The organism is Thermanaerothrix sp. (assembly GCA_026417795.1).
Lineage (GTDB): Bacteria > Synergistota > Synergistia > Synergistales > Synergistaceae > Thermanaerovibrio.
The window spans coordinates 35972-51209 of record JAOACP010000008.1; the positions used below are offsets into that span (position 1 = coordinate 35972).

Genomic DNA, 15238 nt, shown 5'->3' on the forward strand with positions numbered 1-15238 from the left:
CCGCCCTTCCGGATTTACCGGTGGGACAGCTCGTCGAAGAAGCGCCTTACCAGGTTGGAGGTTATCCTCTTCCGGTAGGAGGGGCTCTTCCTGGGGTTCACCTCGTCGTAGGCCGCTGAGGCCGCAATCTCCGCGGCGGCCTTGAGGTCCTTGCCTATGACCGCCTCCTCGGTCTTCACCAGCCTCATGGGCAGCGGAGACATGCTCCCCGCCGCAAGCCGGAAGGCCTTGACCGCCCCGTTCTCCTCCTCCAGGTACATGGCGAGGCTCACCCTGGAGAGGGTAAGGGCCTTCCTCGACCCCCGCTTGAAGTACCGCTGCACCGACCCCTTGGGCGGAACCGGGATCTCTATGGACTCCAGGATCTCCCCCGGCTCACAGGCGTTCTTGCGGTAGCTTGGCATGAACTCCTTAAGCGTCATGGTCCTCATCCCCTTGGCGGAGGCAAGACGCACCTTAGCGTCCAGGGCGAGGAGTATCACCGGAAGGTCCGCCGCGCCGGAGGCGTTGGCCAGGTTGCCGCCTACGGTGGCCCGGTTCTGGATGGCGGGAGCGCCGCTCCTTGCGGAAGCCTCAACCAGCGCCGGCAGGTACTCCCTGGCCACGGAGCTCCTTATGATCTCACCGTTGGTGGTGCAGGCCTTTATGCGTATCACCGCCCCCTCCACCTCTATGCCGTGGAGCTCCTTAACACCGAAGAGGTCGATCACCTTCTGGGGCTCACCCTTGCCGTTCTTGATGTCCGGCAGTATGTCCGTGGCCCCCGCCAGGATCTTGCAGTCCCCGTGCTTAGACAGGATCTCAAGGGCCTCGTCGAGGCTCTTGGGCGAGAAGAAGCGCCCCGCCTCTTCCCCGCTGAAACGGGGCTTATCTGACCCGCAAAGGCTCTTCCTGGGCTTGAAGGTCTTGGTGTATCCAAGGCGCACCGCCTGGTCCACCGCCTTGTAGATCCTCTCGTAGCCGGTGCAGCGGCACAGGTTGCCCGACAGGGCCACCTTGATCTCCTCCAACGTTGGCTGCTGGTTCTCCTCCAGCAGGGCCCTGGAGGCCATTATCATGCCGGGGGTGCAGAAGCCGCAGTGGACCGCCCCCTGTTCCACAAAGGCCTTCTGAAGCTCGTCGGGGTTCTCCTCCCCGCCAAGGCCCTCCACGGTCAGTATCTCGCTGCCCGCCGCCTGCATGGCGGGCACGCAGCAGGCGTTCACCAGAAGACCGTTCATGATCACCGAACAGGCCCCGCACTCGCCCTCTCCGCAGCCCTCCTTGGTACCCGTGAGGTTGAGATCCTCCCGGAGAACCTTAAGAAGAGGCCTTAAGGGGTGAACGTCCGCCTCCATAACCTTGCCGTTGACGGTCATCTCTATCTTCATAGCCCTATACCCTCCTAGCAACCCTTTTCTTCAAGAAGCTTGAAGAGCTTCTCCCCGGTGAGGGGAACCTCGGTACCGAAGACGCCCACCGCGTGCTGAACCGCCGCAAGGAACGCGGGAGCCCCGCCGTCCATGGGCAGCTCGCCCAATCCCTTAGCCCCGTGGGGACCCACCGGACAGCTGGCGGGCTCCAGCACATCCACCTTCCACTCCGGGGTGTCCAGGGTGGTGGGGATCAAATAGGCATTAAGGTGCTCCGCGGAGATCTGCCCCTCCGGCGTAAGGGTCATGTCCTCTATGTGGCTCCAGCCTATGGCCTGCAGAAGCCCTCCGTGGATCTGACCCTCCACCATAACCGGGTGGATGGCCTTGCCTATCTCCGCCACAACCGTGGCCTTCACGGGCTGCACCTCGAAGGTGTCGGTGTCGACGTCCACCTCTATGGCCTGGGCTATCCAGGAGTAGGCCTTGTAGGCCTCGCCCCGGAAGGCCTCCTGGTCCCACTGGCCGGTGCATCCCGGCGGCAGGGTTCCGAAGACCTCAAGCTTGCCCCTCTCGGACCTGCAGGCCTTGGCGGCGTCCAGCACGGAGACATCCCCCGCGGGGGTGGCGAACACCCCGTCCTTGAAGGCCGCACCGCCGTGCTTGGCCTTCAGGAACTCCTCCAGCTCCTTGAGCATGTTCTTGGCGGCCTCCTGCACCACCCGGCCAACGTACATGGTGCTCCTGGAGGCCACGGTGGGGCCGCTGTTGGGGGTAACCCACGTGTCGGGCCTTGGGCTCTCCACCGCCTCATAGGGAACGTGAAGGGCCTCGGCGGCTATCATGGGGTGCACCGTGGCTATCCCCTGACCCATGTCGGTGCTGCTGGCGTGGACCTTGAAGATCTCACCGTCGAACTCCAGCTTAACTATGGTGCCCATGTTGGACTCCCCGGCCCCGGTGAAGCCGCCGCCGTGCATGGCGAGGCTTATGCCTATGCCCCGGCGGACCCGGCCGGTCATCTTGGCGTACTCCTCCCGCTTCCTGCGGTAATCGGACAGCTCCGCGGCCCTAAGAAGCGCCTCCTTGGCGTGAACCGACTCCTTGAGCACCTGCCCGCAGGGCATCACGTCCCCTTCCTCCAGCACGTTCTTGAGCTTCACGTCCAAGGGATCCATGCCCAAAATCTGGGCTATCTTGTCCATGTGGCGCTCCATGGCAAATATGGACTGCGGCGCGCCGAAACCACGATAGGCCCCGCTGGGCACCATGTTGGTGGCCACCGAAAGGGAGTGGATCGAAACGTTGGGCACCCGATAGCACCCGTGGGCGTGCAGGGTTCCCCTCTGCTGCACCACCCGGCTCATGGTGGTAAAGGCCCCGCCGTCCATGATGAACTCTATCTGAAGGGCAGTGAGGGTGCCGTCCTTCTTCACCCCCGCCTTTATCCTGGTCCTGGAAGGATGCCGTTTAGGAGTACCCTTAAGGTCGTCGGAACGGTCGTAGATGAGCCTCACGGGCTTGCCGCACGCCAGGGACAGGTTGGCCACCCAAAGGGCTATGGCGGAGGGGAAGTCCTCCTTGCCGCCGAAGCCGCCGCCGGTGGCCGCCTGCCGCACCCTTATGCGCTCCGGCTCCCAGCCCAGGGACTGCACCAAGGCGCCGTGGACGTAGTAGGGACACTGCATGGACCCCACCACCTCCAACGTGCCGTCGTCGTGGGGGATGGCCATCATCCCCTGGGTCTCAAGGTACAGGTGCTCGTGAAGGCCGGTCCTGTAGGTGCCCTCCACTATCACGTCCGCCTCCGCAAACCCCTTCTCCAGGTCCCCCCGATCTATCCTGTACTCGTCCAGGATGTTGTCCTCTCCCCAAACTATGGCCACCTTGGCAAGGGAGTCCTCGATGGAGAGCACCGGGGTGAGGGGCTCTATAACCGGCTTAACCGCCTTGAGGGCCGCCTTAAGCGTGGCCTCGTCGGGGGCCGCCACCAGCGCGACCCCCTGGGTGGCGTAGGTCACCTTCTCCTCCGCCAGGATGGGGAAGTCATCCCGCACCATGTGCACGAAGTTCTTCCCTTTCAGGTCCTTGGCGGTTAGGAAGACCACCTTGGACCAGTCGAAGGAAGGATCCTTCTCAAAGCCCTTGAGTATGCCGTGCGGAACCGGTGAGCCTATAACAGCCCCCTCCCAGCAGCCCGGTACCTTCATGTCCGCCACGAACTGGGCCTTACCCGTGGCCTTCTCAATGCCGTCCTTCCGCGGGACCGAGGTCCCAACAACCTTGCAGGTCATCTGCCAATCCCCTCCTGACGCTACGTTATGGGCCCTTAGGCCTTCCTCAGGGACTACTTCCTCTTGTCGTACGGGGTACCCTCAAGGGGTAGCACGGTGCGCTCCTTGCCGTCGAACCGCTTGTACGCCAGGGCGATGGCGGGAGCGGGGGGAACTAAGGATATCTCTCCAACCCCCTTGGCGCCGAAGGCCACTTCCCCTCCCTGGGCGTAGCAGAGCTTCACCTCTATGGGAGGCACGTCGGGAGCCCTCCAAAGCCCCAGGGTGCCGTACTTCTTGACCGGGTATCCGCCGGGGGTGGGGAACTCCTCGGTCAGGGCGTAACCCATGCCCATGACTATGCCCCCTTCTATCTGACCCTCCATGGACTTGATGTTTATGGGCTGACCCGAGTCGTGGCAGGCCACGTACTTAACCAGCTTGCCCTCCTCGTCCAGGATGGCCACGTGGGTGGCGTACCCGTAGGCTATGTGGCTCACCGGGTTCGGCTTGTCGGAGCCCATGGGGTCGCTCTTGAAGTCGAACTCCTGGTAGTAGTCCTTGCCCTCCAGGGCCTCCAGGGACCCGGCGTCCAAGAGGTCCTGACGGAGCAGCTCCGCGCAGCGCCTGGTGGCCTCGCCGGTGAAGACCGTCTGCCTGGATGCGGTGCTGGTGCCCGCGTCGGGGGTGAGCTTGGTGTCCGCCGGCATGTGCTGGATCTTGGACACCGGGATGCCGGTCACGTGGCTCACTATCTGGGTTGTCATGGTGGCTATGCCCTGTCCCATGCACGCGGCGCTGGTGTATATCTGCACCTTGCCGCCCCTCACCTCTATCCTCACCCTCGACACATCGGGGACCCCCACCCCAAGGCCGCTGTTCTTCATGCCGCAGGCTATGCCGGCGTAGGGGCTCGACTCGAAGGCCTCCTTGGCGGCCAGCAGGGTCTCCTTGAAGCGCACGTCGGGGCCCGCAATCTGGCCGTTGCTCATCACAGCGCCGGGCTCTATGGCGTTCCGCCAACGGATCTCCCAGTAGGAGATACCCACCTTCTCAGCCAGCAGGTTCAGGTTGCCCTCCACCGCAAAGGCCGACTGGGTGACCCCAAAGCCCCGGAACGCCCCGCAGGGGGGGTTGTTGGTGTAAACCCCAACGCCCTCTATGTCTATGTTGGGCACCACGTAGGGGCCCCCCGCGTGGGTGCAGGCCCTCTGAAGGACCGGCCCTCCGAGGGAGGTGTAGGCGCCGGTGTCGGAGGTTATCCTGATCCTGTGGGCCGTAAGGCGGCCGTTCTCGTCGCAGCCGGAGGTTATCTCTATCCGCATGGGATGCCGCTTGGGATGGACCCGGAGGCTCTCCTCCCTCGTCATGGTGAGCTTAACCGGCTTCTTGGTTATCCAGGCCATGAGGGCCGCATGGTGCTGAACAGACATATCCTCCTTGCCGCCGAAGCCGCCCCCCACCATGGCGGTGACACACCGTACCTTGTCGGCGGGGATGCCGAGCATGGCGCTGATCTGGCGGTTCTCGTCGTACACCCCCTGGCCTCCGGTGTAAACCACGATCCCGTCCTCAACGACCTCCGCCAGGGCGGACTCGGGCTCCATGAAGGCGTGGTCCACCCGCTGGGTCTGGTAAACCCTGGTCACCACGTGGGCGGACTTGGCGAGCGCCTCGTCCACGTTGCCACGCTTCACGTGGGTCTTGACCTCCACGGTGTTGCCCCAGGGGTGGATCTTCGGGGCGTCCGGGGCAAGGGCCTCCTCGGGGGTGAGTATGGGCTTTAGCTCCTCGATGTCCACCTTTATGCGCTTAACCGCCTCCCGGGCGGTGTGCACGTCCCTTGCGGCCACCAGGGCCAGGGCGTCCCCAACGTACCGGGTCTCCTCCCCTTCCGCCACCAGCACGGGCCAGTCCTGCACCAGGTGTCCTATGATCCGCTTGCCCGGGATGTCCTTCCAGGTGATAACCGCCTCCACACCCTCCATGGCCTTCGCCTCGGAGACGTCGATCTTCTTCACAAGCCCCCTGGGCACCGGGGAACGGAGAACCGCCCCGTAAAGCATCCCCGGAAGCGACAGGTCGTCCACGAACTTGGCCATGCCCAGGACCTTGTCCTTGGCGTCCACCCGGGGCATGGCCTCTCCGATCTTCCAAGCCCGGTCCTCCTCCACGGGAACGTAGTTCTCCCGGAAGGCCCAGGCGGCCTTCTCTATGGCGTCCTCGATCTTGACGTAGCCGGTGCAGCGGCATATGTTGCCCCGGATGGCCTCCTTTATCTCCTTCCTGGTGGGGTTCAGGTTCTGGTCCAGGAGGGCCTTGGCGCTTATGACCATGCCGGGGATGCAGAAGCCGCACTGAACCGCGCCGGTGGCGCCGAAGGCCCAGGTGTACACCTGCTTCTCCCTCTCCGAGAGCCCCTCCACGGTTACTACCTCCTTGCCGGCCACCTGGGAGAGCTTAAGCACGCAGGCCCGGTACTTCTTGCCGTCCACCAGCACCATACAGGTTCCGCAGGCGCCCTCACCACAGCCCTCCTTGGCGGAGGTTATGCCCAGGTCCTTCCTAAGGTACTCAAGAAGGTTCCTGTCCTTCTCCTCCCGGTACTCCACGCCGTTGACCTTGAACACGTACATCTACTCTTCCTCCTTCCGCCCGCGGCGCAATAGATACCGCCCCGCAGGTTCTTGGCTTTCGAAAACACCCCGGTGATACACCCTGGACCCCCTAAGGTATACGGATACCACCCGTCCCATAACCTCCCACCCCTCGTAGGGGGTGTAGTCCACCCGCTGGACCTGCTGAGAGGCCCTTACGGTCCATCTGCCCTTGGGGTCGAACACCACAACGTCCGCGTCGCTGCCGGGCAGCAGTATCCCCTTGCGGGGATAGAGGCCGAATATCCTGGCAGGGGCCGTGGACACCGCGTTGACGAAGGTTCCCAACGATATGCGACCCCCGTGAACCCCCTCGGAGTAGAGGAGGGACAGCCTGTGCTCAACTCCCGGAAGGCCGTTGGGAATGCGCCTGAAGTCCTTAAGACCCCTGTCCTTGTGGCCTATCAGGTTGAAGGAACAGTGGTCCGTGGCCACCACGTCCACGTATCCGCCCTTAAGGTCCCTCCAAAGGGCCTCCACGTCCTCGGAGGACCTTAAGGGAGGGGAGCACACGTATGCGGAGGCGTCGCCGTCGGGCAACAGGTACCGCCCTTCGTCCAACGTTAGGTACTGGACGCAGGTCTCCGCCCATACCTCATTCCCCCTGTCCTTAAAGGCCCTTATGTGCTCCATGGACTTGGCGGAGCTCACGTGCACCACGTAAAGTGGAGCTCCCACCGCCTCCGCCATGGTAAGAGCCCGGAACACCGCCTCGGACTCCACGAAGGAGGGGCGGCTTATGGGGTGGTAGCGTGGAGACAGCCTGCCCTCCTTGGCCAGCCTCTCGCTCAAGGACGCCACCAGGTCCCCGTTCTCGCAGTGAAGGCACAGGACCCCTCCAAGGTCCCTCAAGAGCTCCATCATCCGCATGATCGACCCGTCGTCCAGCTGGAGGAGCCCCTTGTAGGCCATGTACATCTTGAAGGAGGTTATGCCACCCTTGACCACCTGGGGCAGCTCCCGCTCCACCTCTTCGTTCCAGTCCGTAACCGCCAGGTGGAAGGCGTAGTCGCAGCAGCACTTTCCACGGGAAAGCCGGCGCCATTCCTCGATGCCCTGCCGGAGGCTCTCCCCCCTGAACTGGGTGGCGTAGTCGATGATGGTGGTGGTGCCCCCCGCCAGGGCGGCCATGGTGCCGGACTCAAAGTCATCGGCGGTCCTGAAATCCCCGGCAGGAAGGTCGAAGTGGGTGTGGGGATCCACCCCACCGGGCAGGAGGAGCATGCCCACGCAGTCCACCACCTCATCCCCATCCCTTATGAGGTCATACCCCAGGGAGTGAACCTGTTCCCCCTCGATTCGAAGGTCCATCCTCACCGCCCCGCCGGGGGACGCCACCAAACCGTCTTTTAGGACTATTCCCATGTAAAATCTTCCCTCCCAAGGCGGGGCCTTTCGGCCCCGCCTACGAAGCTGTGGCTTTAAACCCTAGTGAATGCCCACCACCCGGGCCAAGATGAACAAAGCGGCCAAGCAGATCATGACCACGTTGAGCTCCCGGGCCTTGCCGGTGACGAGCTTGAGCACCACGAAGGACACTATGCCCGCCTCGATTCCCACCGCTATACTGTAGGAGAAGGGCATCATGAAGAACGCCAGCATGGCGGGGGCGGTCTCGGTCCAGTCGTCCATCTTGAGCTCCTTAAGGCCCATCATCATGTATATGCCCACCAGGATGAGGGCAGGAGAGGTGGCGCAGGCGGGGACTATGGACACCAGTGGGCTGAAGAAGGTGGACAGCAGGAACAGCACCGCCACCACCAAAGCGGTAAGGCCCGTGCGGCCTCCCTGCTCCACGCCGCTGGCGCTCTCGACGAAGGTGGTGACGGTGCTGGTGCCCATCACGGCCCCCGCGGTGGTCCCTATGGCGTCCGCCAGAAGCGCCTCCCGGGCCTTGGGCAAGCGTCCCTCGGAGTCCAGGAGTCCCCCGCGGCTTGCCACACCCACCAGGGTGCCCACGGTGTCGAAGAAGTCCACGAAGAAGAAGGTGAACATGATGATCCAGAAGCTGGACTGGGCTATCTGGGAGAAGTCCATCTGCATGAAGATGGGGGAAAGGGAGGGGGGCATGGAGACTATGCCGTCCGGCAGCTTGCTTATGCCCAAGGGGATGGAGACGATGGTGACCGCTATTATCCCCCAAAGAACGCTGCCCTTCACGTGGAAGTGCTCCAGCACCACCATGAGGACCAAACCCAAAAGGGCCAGGATGGCGGGCAAGTTGCCCTTGAAGTTGGTCATCTGGACCAACACCGCGTCGTTCTTGACTATTATCCCAGCCCCCTGAAGCCCTATGAAGGCGATGAAAAGCCCGATGCCCGCCGATATTCCAAGCTTCAGGGACACCGGTATGGTGTTAACCACCGCCTCCCGGATCCTGGTAAGCGTCAACAGGATGAATATGATGCCCTCCACGAAGACCGCCGCCAGGGCAACCTTCCAGCTGATGCCCATGCCCAGGACCACGGAGAATGTGAAAAAGGCGTTAAGCCCCATGCCGGGGGCCAGGGCGAACGGGTAGTTGGCCATGAAGGCCATGCATATGGTGGCAAGGGCAGCGGAAAGACAGGTGGCCACCATCAGGGGCCCGAAGGGCATGCCGGTCTTCGAAAGGATGCCGGGGTTGACGAAGATGATGTACCCCATGGTCATGAAGGTGGTAAGCCCCGCCAAAAACTCGGTCCTTACGTCGGTACCTCGTTCGCTCAGCTTGAAAGTCCTCTCCAGCCACTCCATCAAGACACCCCCTAAGTCTAGTGATGCCGGTAACTAGAAACCTCAACTATTCTACTACAAATTTCAGGGTCAGTGGTTAACATAATAATTGTTATCTAAACCCATAAAGGCACCACCCCTCCTTCCTCAAGGTTGACGTACCCCCGGTCGGTGAGCTTGAGCTGCGGGATCACCGACAGGGACAGGAACGAGAGGGCCATGCAAGGGTGGGGTCCTGAAACTCCTAGATCCCCTATAGCCCGGTCCACCCGCTCCTGGAGAGCCACCAAATCCGATGTGGACATGTCACACATAAGACCTCCCACCGGAAGGGGCAGCTCCGCCAAGATCTTATCACCCTCCGCCACCACCACGCCGCCGCCAAGGCGGTTCAGCCGATCCAACACGGTCTTTATGGACCGGTCGTCCATGCCCGCCACCATGGCGTTGTGGGCGTCGTGGGACACGGTGGAACCGAATGCACCGGACCTAAGGCCAAGACCCTTGACAAACCCCACCCCAATCCTGCCGGTCCCCCTGTGGTGTTCCCGGCACACCAGCTTGGCAATGTCACCCTCCCGGGAGGGCACCACGAAACCACCCTCCACAAAAGGCGACACCGCAGCGGAACCGGTAAGCAAGGATCCGGGGGTGAAGAGGATGACCCGCAGCATGGCCCCCTCCCTTGCTGGAACCGCCAGGTCCTCTACGTCAACCTCGCCAAGCTCAGGCCCCCGGGACAGCAGCAAGGGGCTCAGGACGGATGAAGGGGGTGTTGTGAGCTTTCCGTCCTCAGCCACCACGCGGCCGTCCTTCAGGACCAGATGAACCTTCATGGACCCTATGGAGTCCACCAGCGCCATGTCCGCCGCAAACCCCGGCGCTATGGCCCCCCGGCCCTTAAGGCCGAAGTACTCCGCCACCGACAACGTGACCATCCTCACGGCCACAAGGGGGTCGACCCCAAGGGCGCAGAGCTTTCGCACCTTGTGGTCCATGTGTCCCCTCTCCATGAGGGTCCTGGCGTCCAGGTCGTCGCTGACCGCCATGCAGCGGCAGCACCTGGCGGGGACGTCCCTCACCAGCGGCGCCAACGCCTCAAGGTCCGGCGCAGCAGACCCCTCCCGCATCATCACCCAGTAGCCTCGGCGCAGCTTCTCAAGGGCCTCCTCCAGCCGGGTGGCCTCGTGGTCCCCGTCGCAGCCGCTTAAGACGTAAGCGCAAAGCTCCTTGCCGGTAAGCCCCGGTGCGTGGGCGGTCAAGGGCATGCCCTCGAAGACCTGGATCTTCTCCCAGACCTCCCGGTCCCCGGAGAGCACCCCAGGATAGTTCATCATCTCCCCCAGGTGCTGGCAGTACCCCCCATCCCTAAGGGCCCTGAGCTCCTTTGATCCCATGGGAGCCTTGCAGGTCTCGAACTCCGAGGCGGGCACGCAGGAGGGACACCCAAGGTACACGTCCAAAGGCAGATTTCTCGAGGACTCGAACATGCCCATCACGCCCTCAGGACCCAACACGTTGGCTATCTCGTGGGGATCCGCGAAGACCGCCGAAGTACCCCGGGGGACCACCGCCTCGGCGAAACGGGAGGGCACCATCCAGGAGCTCTCTATGTGCACGTGTCCGTCCATCATGCCGGGGATCAGGGTCATGCCATGGGCGTCCAAGGTCTTATGACCCTGGTAGCCGAAGCCAACCCCCACTATCACCCCGTCCTTCACCGCCACCTCCGCATCCTCCAGCTCCATGGAGAACAGGTTGGCCACCTTGGCGCCCCGGATCACCAGGTCGCAAGGCTCATCGCCCAGGGCGAACGGGAGAAGACCCCTCTTGGTCATGGCTACAACACCACCGGAAGGGCCTTGTACTTCTCCTTTAGGGACTCTATGCGAGCCATGAGGCGCTCCGCGTCCTCCGACTGCCTGGCCGCCTCTTTAATGCTGTAAAGATTAAGATATGCGTTCCTGCGCCTTATGTCCTGGCTCCCAAAGAGCTCCTTCAGCATGATGAGGTCGTCTGGCATGTTGAAGTCCTTGTCGGTCTCGGTGTAGTCGAACAGGTACCAGGCCTCCTTGAAACCACACCAGGCCAGGGCGGAGAAGCACATGCAGCAGGGTTCGTGAGTGGCCAGGAAAACCGCGTCCTCCGCCTTTGGACGGTCCTTCAGCTCGTAAAACCTAAGAAGGGTCTCCACTTCACCGTGGAAAACCGGGTTGTCGGACCGGCGGTTGCTGCCCACCACCACGGGCTCCAAGCTCACCGGGTCCAGCACCGCCCCTCCGAATAGGTTGTGCCCCTTGCGGACGAACTCGTCGGTCAAAGGAAGTATCCTATGCTCTATCACGTCCAGCATCTTGTGAAGCTCTTCCGCCTTGATGGTCTCAGGAGTCCTGAACTTCATGGATATCATCCTCCACATGTCTTTTTAATATAAAAGGGGCCCCAGGGCCCCCTTCCTACTCCTCAACCTCTATGACGAACTTCTTCTCCCCCTCATCGGAGTCCGGGAAGATGATGTTGGCCAGTATGGAGATTATGCACACCGACGACACCGTGTCCCTGAACAGGAACTGCAGGAGTTTGGGCAGGTGCTCCAGAAGCGCCGGCACGGAGCTGAAGCCCATGCCGATGCCGAAGGTTATGCCAAGTACCAGCATGTTCCTGTCGCTGAAGCCCGACTTGGCGAGCATCTTGATGCCGTTAAGCATTATCATGGCGAACACGGTGACCACCGCGCCGCCCAGCACCGAGTTGGGCATGACCGATATGACGGCCCCCACCTTGGGGAAGAGCCCCGCCAGGATCAGCACCATGGCGCCGGTGGCGATGCACCACTTGTTAACCACCTTGGTCATGGCCACCAGTCCAGCGTTCTGTCCGAAGGCGGTGTTGGGAAGGGTGTTGAACACCGCCGCTATGGCGGAGCCGAAGCTGTCACCCATTATGGCCCCGGAGGTCTCCTCCGTGGTGGCCTCCCGGTTGAAGGCCGCTATGGTTATGCCCGAGGTGTTCCCTATGGTCTCAAGGCCCGAGACTATGTAGACCGCCGCAAAGGCCAGCACCGCGTCAAGGTGGAAGGTCATGCCGAAGTGGAAGGGCTTGGGGATGCTGATCCACCCCGCGTTGGCCACCGGTGAGAAGTCAACCATGCCCATGAAGACAGCGGCCACGTAACCTATCACTATGGCTATAAGAAGGCTAGACACCTTGGCCATACCCTTACCAAACCGCTGAAGCAGCAGCACCGTGGCAAGCACCAAGGTCCCAAGCAGAAGGTTCTTGGGGGAGCCGTAATCCTTTGACCCTATGCCTCCGGCGAAGTAGTTAACCCCCACGCCAAGCAGCTTGGTGCCCATGGCGATGAGCACGCTCCCCACCACCAGGGGCGGGAAGAAACGCTTCAGAGGTTTTATGAAGATGCCCATCACGAACTCCACAAGGCTCCCAAGCAGGGCTCCTCCCAGTATGCCTGAGATCCCGTACATCTGGCCCACGGTTAGAGAGGTGGGCACGAAGGCGAAGGAGGTGCCCATCACTATTGGAAGCTCCCCTCCTATTCGAGGAAGGACCCAGTTGCGCTTGCCTATGGGGTACAGCTGTATCAGGGTTGTTATGCCGGAGATGATCATGGCCCCTTGGATCATTACGATCATGTCCGGCTTCGGCAAGGCTATGACCCCCGCCACCACGAATATGGGGGCCAGGTTTCCGGTGAACATGGCCAACACGTGCTGCAGCCCCAAGGGAAGGGCGACGCCAAGGGACGGCCGGCCGTGAAGCTGGTATATCAACTCCCGATCCAACACAGCGCTCTCTTCGTGATCAGACATGACACACCATCCTTTTCTCCGCAGGGGGCGCTGCCCCCTTACAAGGGCCGCCGGCCCATTTTTAGAGGGCCAGCGCACCCACAGGGCAACGAAGCCTCGAAAAAGGGGACAGAGGGATGAACCCCTGTCCCCAAACGCCTTACCTTCCTCCCATGAGAAGGGTCATAACCGCCTTGGCGGTGTGCAGGCGGTTCTCCGCCTCGTCGTACACTATGGAGTGCGGCCCGTCGATCACCGCGTCCTCCACCTCGTTGTTCCGGTCCGCCGGCAGGGCGTGCATGTAAACCACGTCCTTGTCCGCCAGGGCCATCTTCTCCTCGGTGCACTTCCAGGACCTGTGGGCCATGAGCTTCTCGTCCACCACCTTCACGGCTCCCGCGGCGGTAAGGCCCGTCTGGTCGGTGACCCAGTTGCCCCAGTTCTTGGGGATCACTATGTGGGCGTTCCTGTAGGCGTACTCCTCGTCGTCGGTGACGGTCACGGTGCCGCCGTACTTCTCCGCGTTGGCCTTAGCCTGGGCGATGACCCAGTCGGGGAGCTCCCAGCCCTTGGGATGGGCCAGCACCACGTCCATGCCGTACCGGGGGAACAGCAGCACCTGGGAGACCGGCACGGAGATGGGCTTCTTGTGGCTCTCCGCGTAGGCCCAGATGATGGAGACCTTGAGCCGCTCAAGCTTGCCGAACTTCTCCTTCATGGTCATAAGGTCCGCCAGGGCCTGGAAGGGGTGGTACAGGTCGCACTGCAGGTTCATCACGGGAACCTTGGCCCACTTGGCCATCTCGGTGAGGTACTTGTTGCCGTAGCCCCAGTTGCAGTAACGGCAGGCGATGGCGTGCCCGAAGCTGGAGAGGATGATGGCGGTGTCCTTGGCGCTCTCGCCGTGGGAGACCTGCATGGTGCTGGAGTCAAGGTAGCCCGCGTGTCCTCCCAGCTGGGCAAGCCCCGCCTCCATGGAGTTCCGGGTCCTGGTGGACTGCTCGAAGAAGATGAGGAACATGGTCTTGTTCACAAGGTAAGGGGTGGGCTCACCCATGGCGAACTTCTTCTTCAGGTCGAAGGAGACCTCCAACATGGTCTCCACTTCTTCTTTGGTGAAGTCCTCCAGGTTGATGAAGTGGCGGTTCCTGAAAAAGCTCTGCATAAAAACTCCTCCTCCTTAAACGTCTTTTCCTTGTATCCCTAGGGCCTAACGGCCATAGCGATCCGCGTATATCCTGGGAAGGGCCGCGTAAACCGCCGCGCACTCCACCAGCTCGGACTTCCAGGTTACCTCGTTGGGGGCGTGGGCCTGGTTCTCGTGCCCAGGTCCAAAGCCTATGCAGGGAATCCCTAAAAGCCCCATGATGGCAACTCCGTTGGTGGAGAAGGTCCACTTGTCCACCACGGGCTCCCTGTTGAGCACGCTCCGGAAGGCGTCCACCATGCTCTTGGTCACCGGGTGGTCCTCCTCAAGGACCCACGACGGAAAGTAGCACTCGGTGGGATACACAAGGCCGGTGTAGGCGGGGCGCTCGTAAGTGTACAAGGACACCTCCGCGTTGGCGGCCTTCACCGCAGGAAGGTTCCTTATCTGCTGCAGCGCCAGCTCCTTGGTCTCCCCGGCGGTGAGCCGCCGGTCTATGGATATCCAGCAGCTGTCCGCCACGGCGCACCGGGAGGGGCTGGTGAAGAATATCTCCGACACCGCCAGGGAACCCTTGCCAAGGAACGGGTCGTCCTTCAGGTTCTCGTGAAGGGCCCTCAGCTCCTGGAGTATGGGGGCCATCTTGTATATGGCGTTGTCCCCCCGCTCCGGAGCGGAGCCGTGGCAGCTTACGCCGGTGGTCTTCACCTTTATCTCCATTCGTCCCCGCTGGCCCCTGTGGATCCTGCCGTCGGTGGGCTCGGTGCTCACCACGAACTCAGGCCGCACCTTGTCCTCCTTGACTATGTACTGCCAGCAGAGCCCGTCGCAGTCCTCCTCCTGAACGGTGCCCACCATCACCACCCGAAGGCCCTCCAAAAGACCCAGGTCCTTCATTATCTTCGCCGCGTAAACCATGGAGGCCATCCCGCCCTCCTGGTCGCTGGCCCCGCGGCCTCCTATCTTCTCGTCGTCCTCGTAGCCCTCGTAGGGGTCGAAGGTCCAGTTGTCCCGGTTCCCAACACCCACGGTGTCTATGTGGGCGTCAAAGGCGATGAGCCGGTCCCCGTTGCCCATGTAGCCCAGGATGTTGCCCATGGGGTCTATGACCACCTCGTCGAAGCCCACCTTCTCCATCTCCTGCTTGATCCGCTGGACCAGCTTCTCCTCCTGGCAGCTCTCGCTGGGGATGGCGATCATATCCCTGAGGAACCTGGATATGTCGGGCTCGTACTTCTTCGCCAGCTCCCGGATCTTCGCAAAATCCATCTCCATCTTCATCAAC

The 15238-nt window shown here is 62.2% G+C and carries 10 protein-coding genes; all 10 read right to left on the bottom strand.

Annotated elements, in window-relative coordinates; all coding sequences use genetic code 11:
- Positions 1-14: 14 nt before the first annotated feature.
- The 10 genes from N2315_02860 to N2315_02905 all read right to left on the bottom strand — a co-directional run bounded on the left by N2315_02860 (position 15) and on the right by N2315_02905 (position 15228).
- On the bottom strand, positions 15-1370 hold the full coding sequence (locus N2315_02860; GenBank protein ID MCX7828129.1) for an FAD binding domain-containing protein: 1356 nt from the start codon (positions 1368-1370) through the stop codon (positions 15-17).
- Positions 1371-1384: 14 nt separating this feature from the next.
- Positions 1385-3646 carry a xanthine dehydrogenase family protein molybdopterin-binding subunit gene (locus tag N2315_02865; GenBank protein MCX7828130.1) on the bottom strand — a complete coding sequence of 754 codons (2262 nt, stop codon included), beginning with the start codon at positions 3644-3646 and terminating at the stop codon, positions 1385-1387.
- A 53-nt stretch (positions 3647-3699) separates the two neighbouring features.
- Positions 3700-6261: a selenium-dependent xanthine dehydrogenase gene (gene xdh, locus N2315_02870; protein MCX7828131.1), complete on the bottom strand. Its 2562-nt coding sequence runs from the start codon at positions 6259-6261 to the stop codon at positions 3700-3702.
- Positions 6262-7647, bottom strand: coding sequence for a dihydropyrimidinase (gene hydA / locus N2315_02875; protein MCX7828132.1), 1386 nt, complete (start codon positions 7645-7647; stop codon positions 6262-6264). It lies immediately after the preceding gene.
- Between the two features lie 63 nt (positions 7648-7710).
- Positions 7711-9018 carry an NCS2 family permease gene (locus N2315_02880; protein ID MCX7828133.1) on the bottom strand — a complete coding sequence of 436 codons (1308 nt, stop codon included), beginning with the start codon at positions 9016-9018 and terminating at the stop codon, positions 7711-7713.
- A 95-nt stretch (positions 9019-9113) separates the two neighbouring features.
- Positions 9114-10835, bottom strand: a complete 1722-nt coding sequence (gene ade, locus N2315_02885) for an adenine deaminase (GenBank protein ID MCX7828134.1) — start codon at positions 10833-10835, stop codon at positions 9114-9116.
- Positions 10836-10837: 2 nt separating this feature from the next.
- Entirely contained in the window at positions 10838-11416 is a 579-nt protein-coding gene (locus tag N2315_02890; protein ID MCX7828135.1) for a deaminase, read from the bottom strand.
- Positions 11417-11453: 37 nt separating this feature from the next.
- A complete protein-coding gene (locus tag N2315_02895; protein ID MCX7828136.1) occupies positions 11454-12827 on the bottom strand; it encodes a purine permease in 1374 nt (457 codons plus the stop codon).
- A 139-nt stretch (positions 12828-12966) separates the two neighbouring features.
- Complete coding sequence (locus tag N2315_02900) at positions 12967-13971, bottom strand: ornithine carbamoyltransferase (GenBank protein ID MCX7828137.1); 1005 nt, start codon at positions 13969-13971, stop codon at positions 12967-12969.
- A gap of 45 nt (positions 13972-14016) precedes the next feature.
- Positions 14017-15228 carry a YgeY family selenium metabolism-linked hydrolase gene (locus tag N2315_02905; GenBank protein MCX7828138.1) on the bottom strand — a complete coding sequence of 404 codons (1212 nt, stop codon included), beginning with the start codon at positions 15226-15228 and terminating at the stop codon, positions 14017-14019.
- Between the last annotated feature and the right edge of the window lie 10 nt (positions 15229-15238).

What these genes read in the sequence shown, in the direction of transcription:
- N2315_02860 (MCX7828129.1), bottom strand. Translation starts at nt 1,370, where the DNA reads ATGAAGATAGAGATGACCGTCAACGGCAAGGTTATGGAGGCGGACGTT.
- N2315_02865 (MCX7828130.1), bottom strand. Translation starts at nt 3,646, where the DNA reads ATGACCTGCAAGGTTGTTGGGACCTCGGTCCCGCGGAAGGACGGCATT.
- xdh (MCX7828131.1), bottom strand. Translation starts at nt 6,261, where the DNA reads ATGTACGTGTTCAAGGTCAACGGCGTGGAGTACCGGGAGGAGAAGGAC.
- hydA (MCX7828132.1), bottom strand. Translation starts at nt 7,647, where the DNA reads ATGGGAATAGTCCTAAAAGACGGTTTGGTGGCGTCCCCCGGCGGGGCG.
- N2315_02880 (MCX7828133.1), bottom strand. Translation starts at nt 9,018, where the DNA reads ATGGAGTGGCTGGAGAGGACTTTCAAGCTGAGCGAACGAGGTACCGAC.
- ade (MCX7828134.1), bottom strand. Translation starts at nt 10,835, where the DNA reads ATGACCAAGAGGGGTCTTCTCCCGTTCGCCCTGGGCGATGAGCCTTGC.
- N2315_02890 (MCX7828135.1), bottom strand. Translation starts at nt 11,416, where the DNA reads ATGTGGAGGATGATATCCATGAAGTTCAGGACTCCTGAGACCATCAAG.
- N2315_02895 (MCX7828136.1), bottom strand. Translation starts at nt 12,827, where the DNA reads ATGTCTGATCACGAAGAGAGCGCTGTGTTGGATCGGGAGTTGATATAC.
- N2315_02900 (MCX7828137.1), bottom strand. Translation starts at nt 13,971, where the DNA reads ATGCAGAGCTTTTTCAGGAACCGCCACTTCATCAACCTGGAGGACTTC.
- N2315_02905 (MCX7828138.1), bottom strand. Translation starts at nt 15,228, where the DNA reads ATGGAGATGGATTTTGCGAAGATCCGGGAGCTGGCGAAGAAGTACGAG.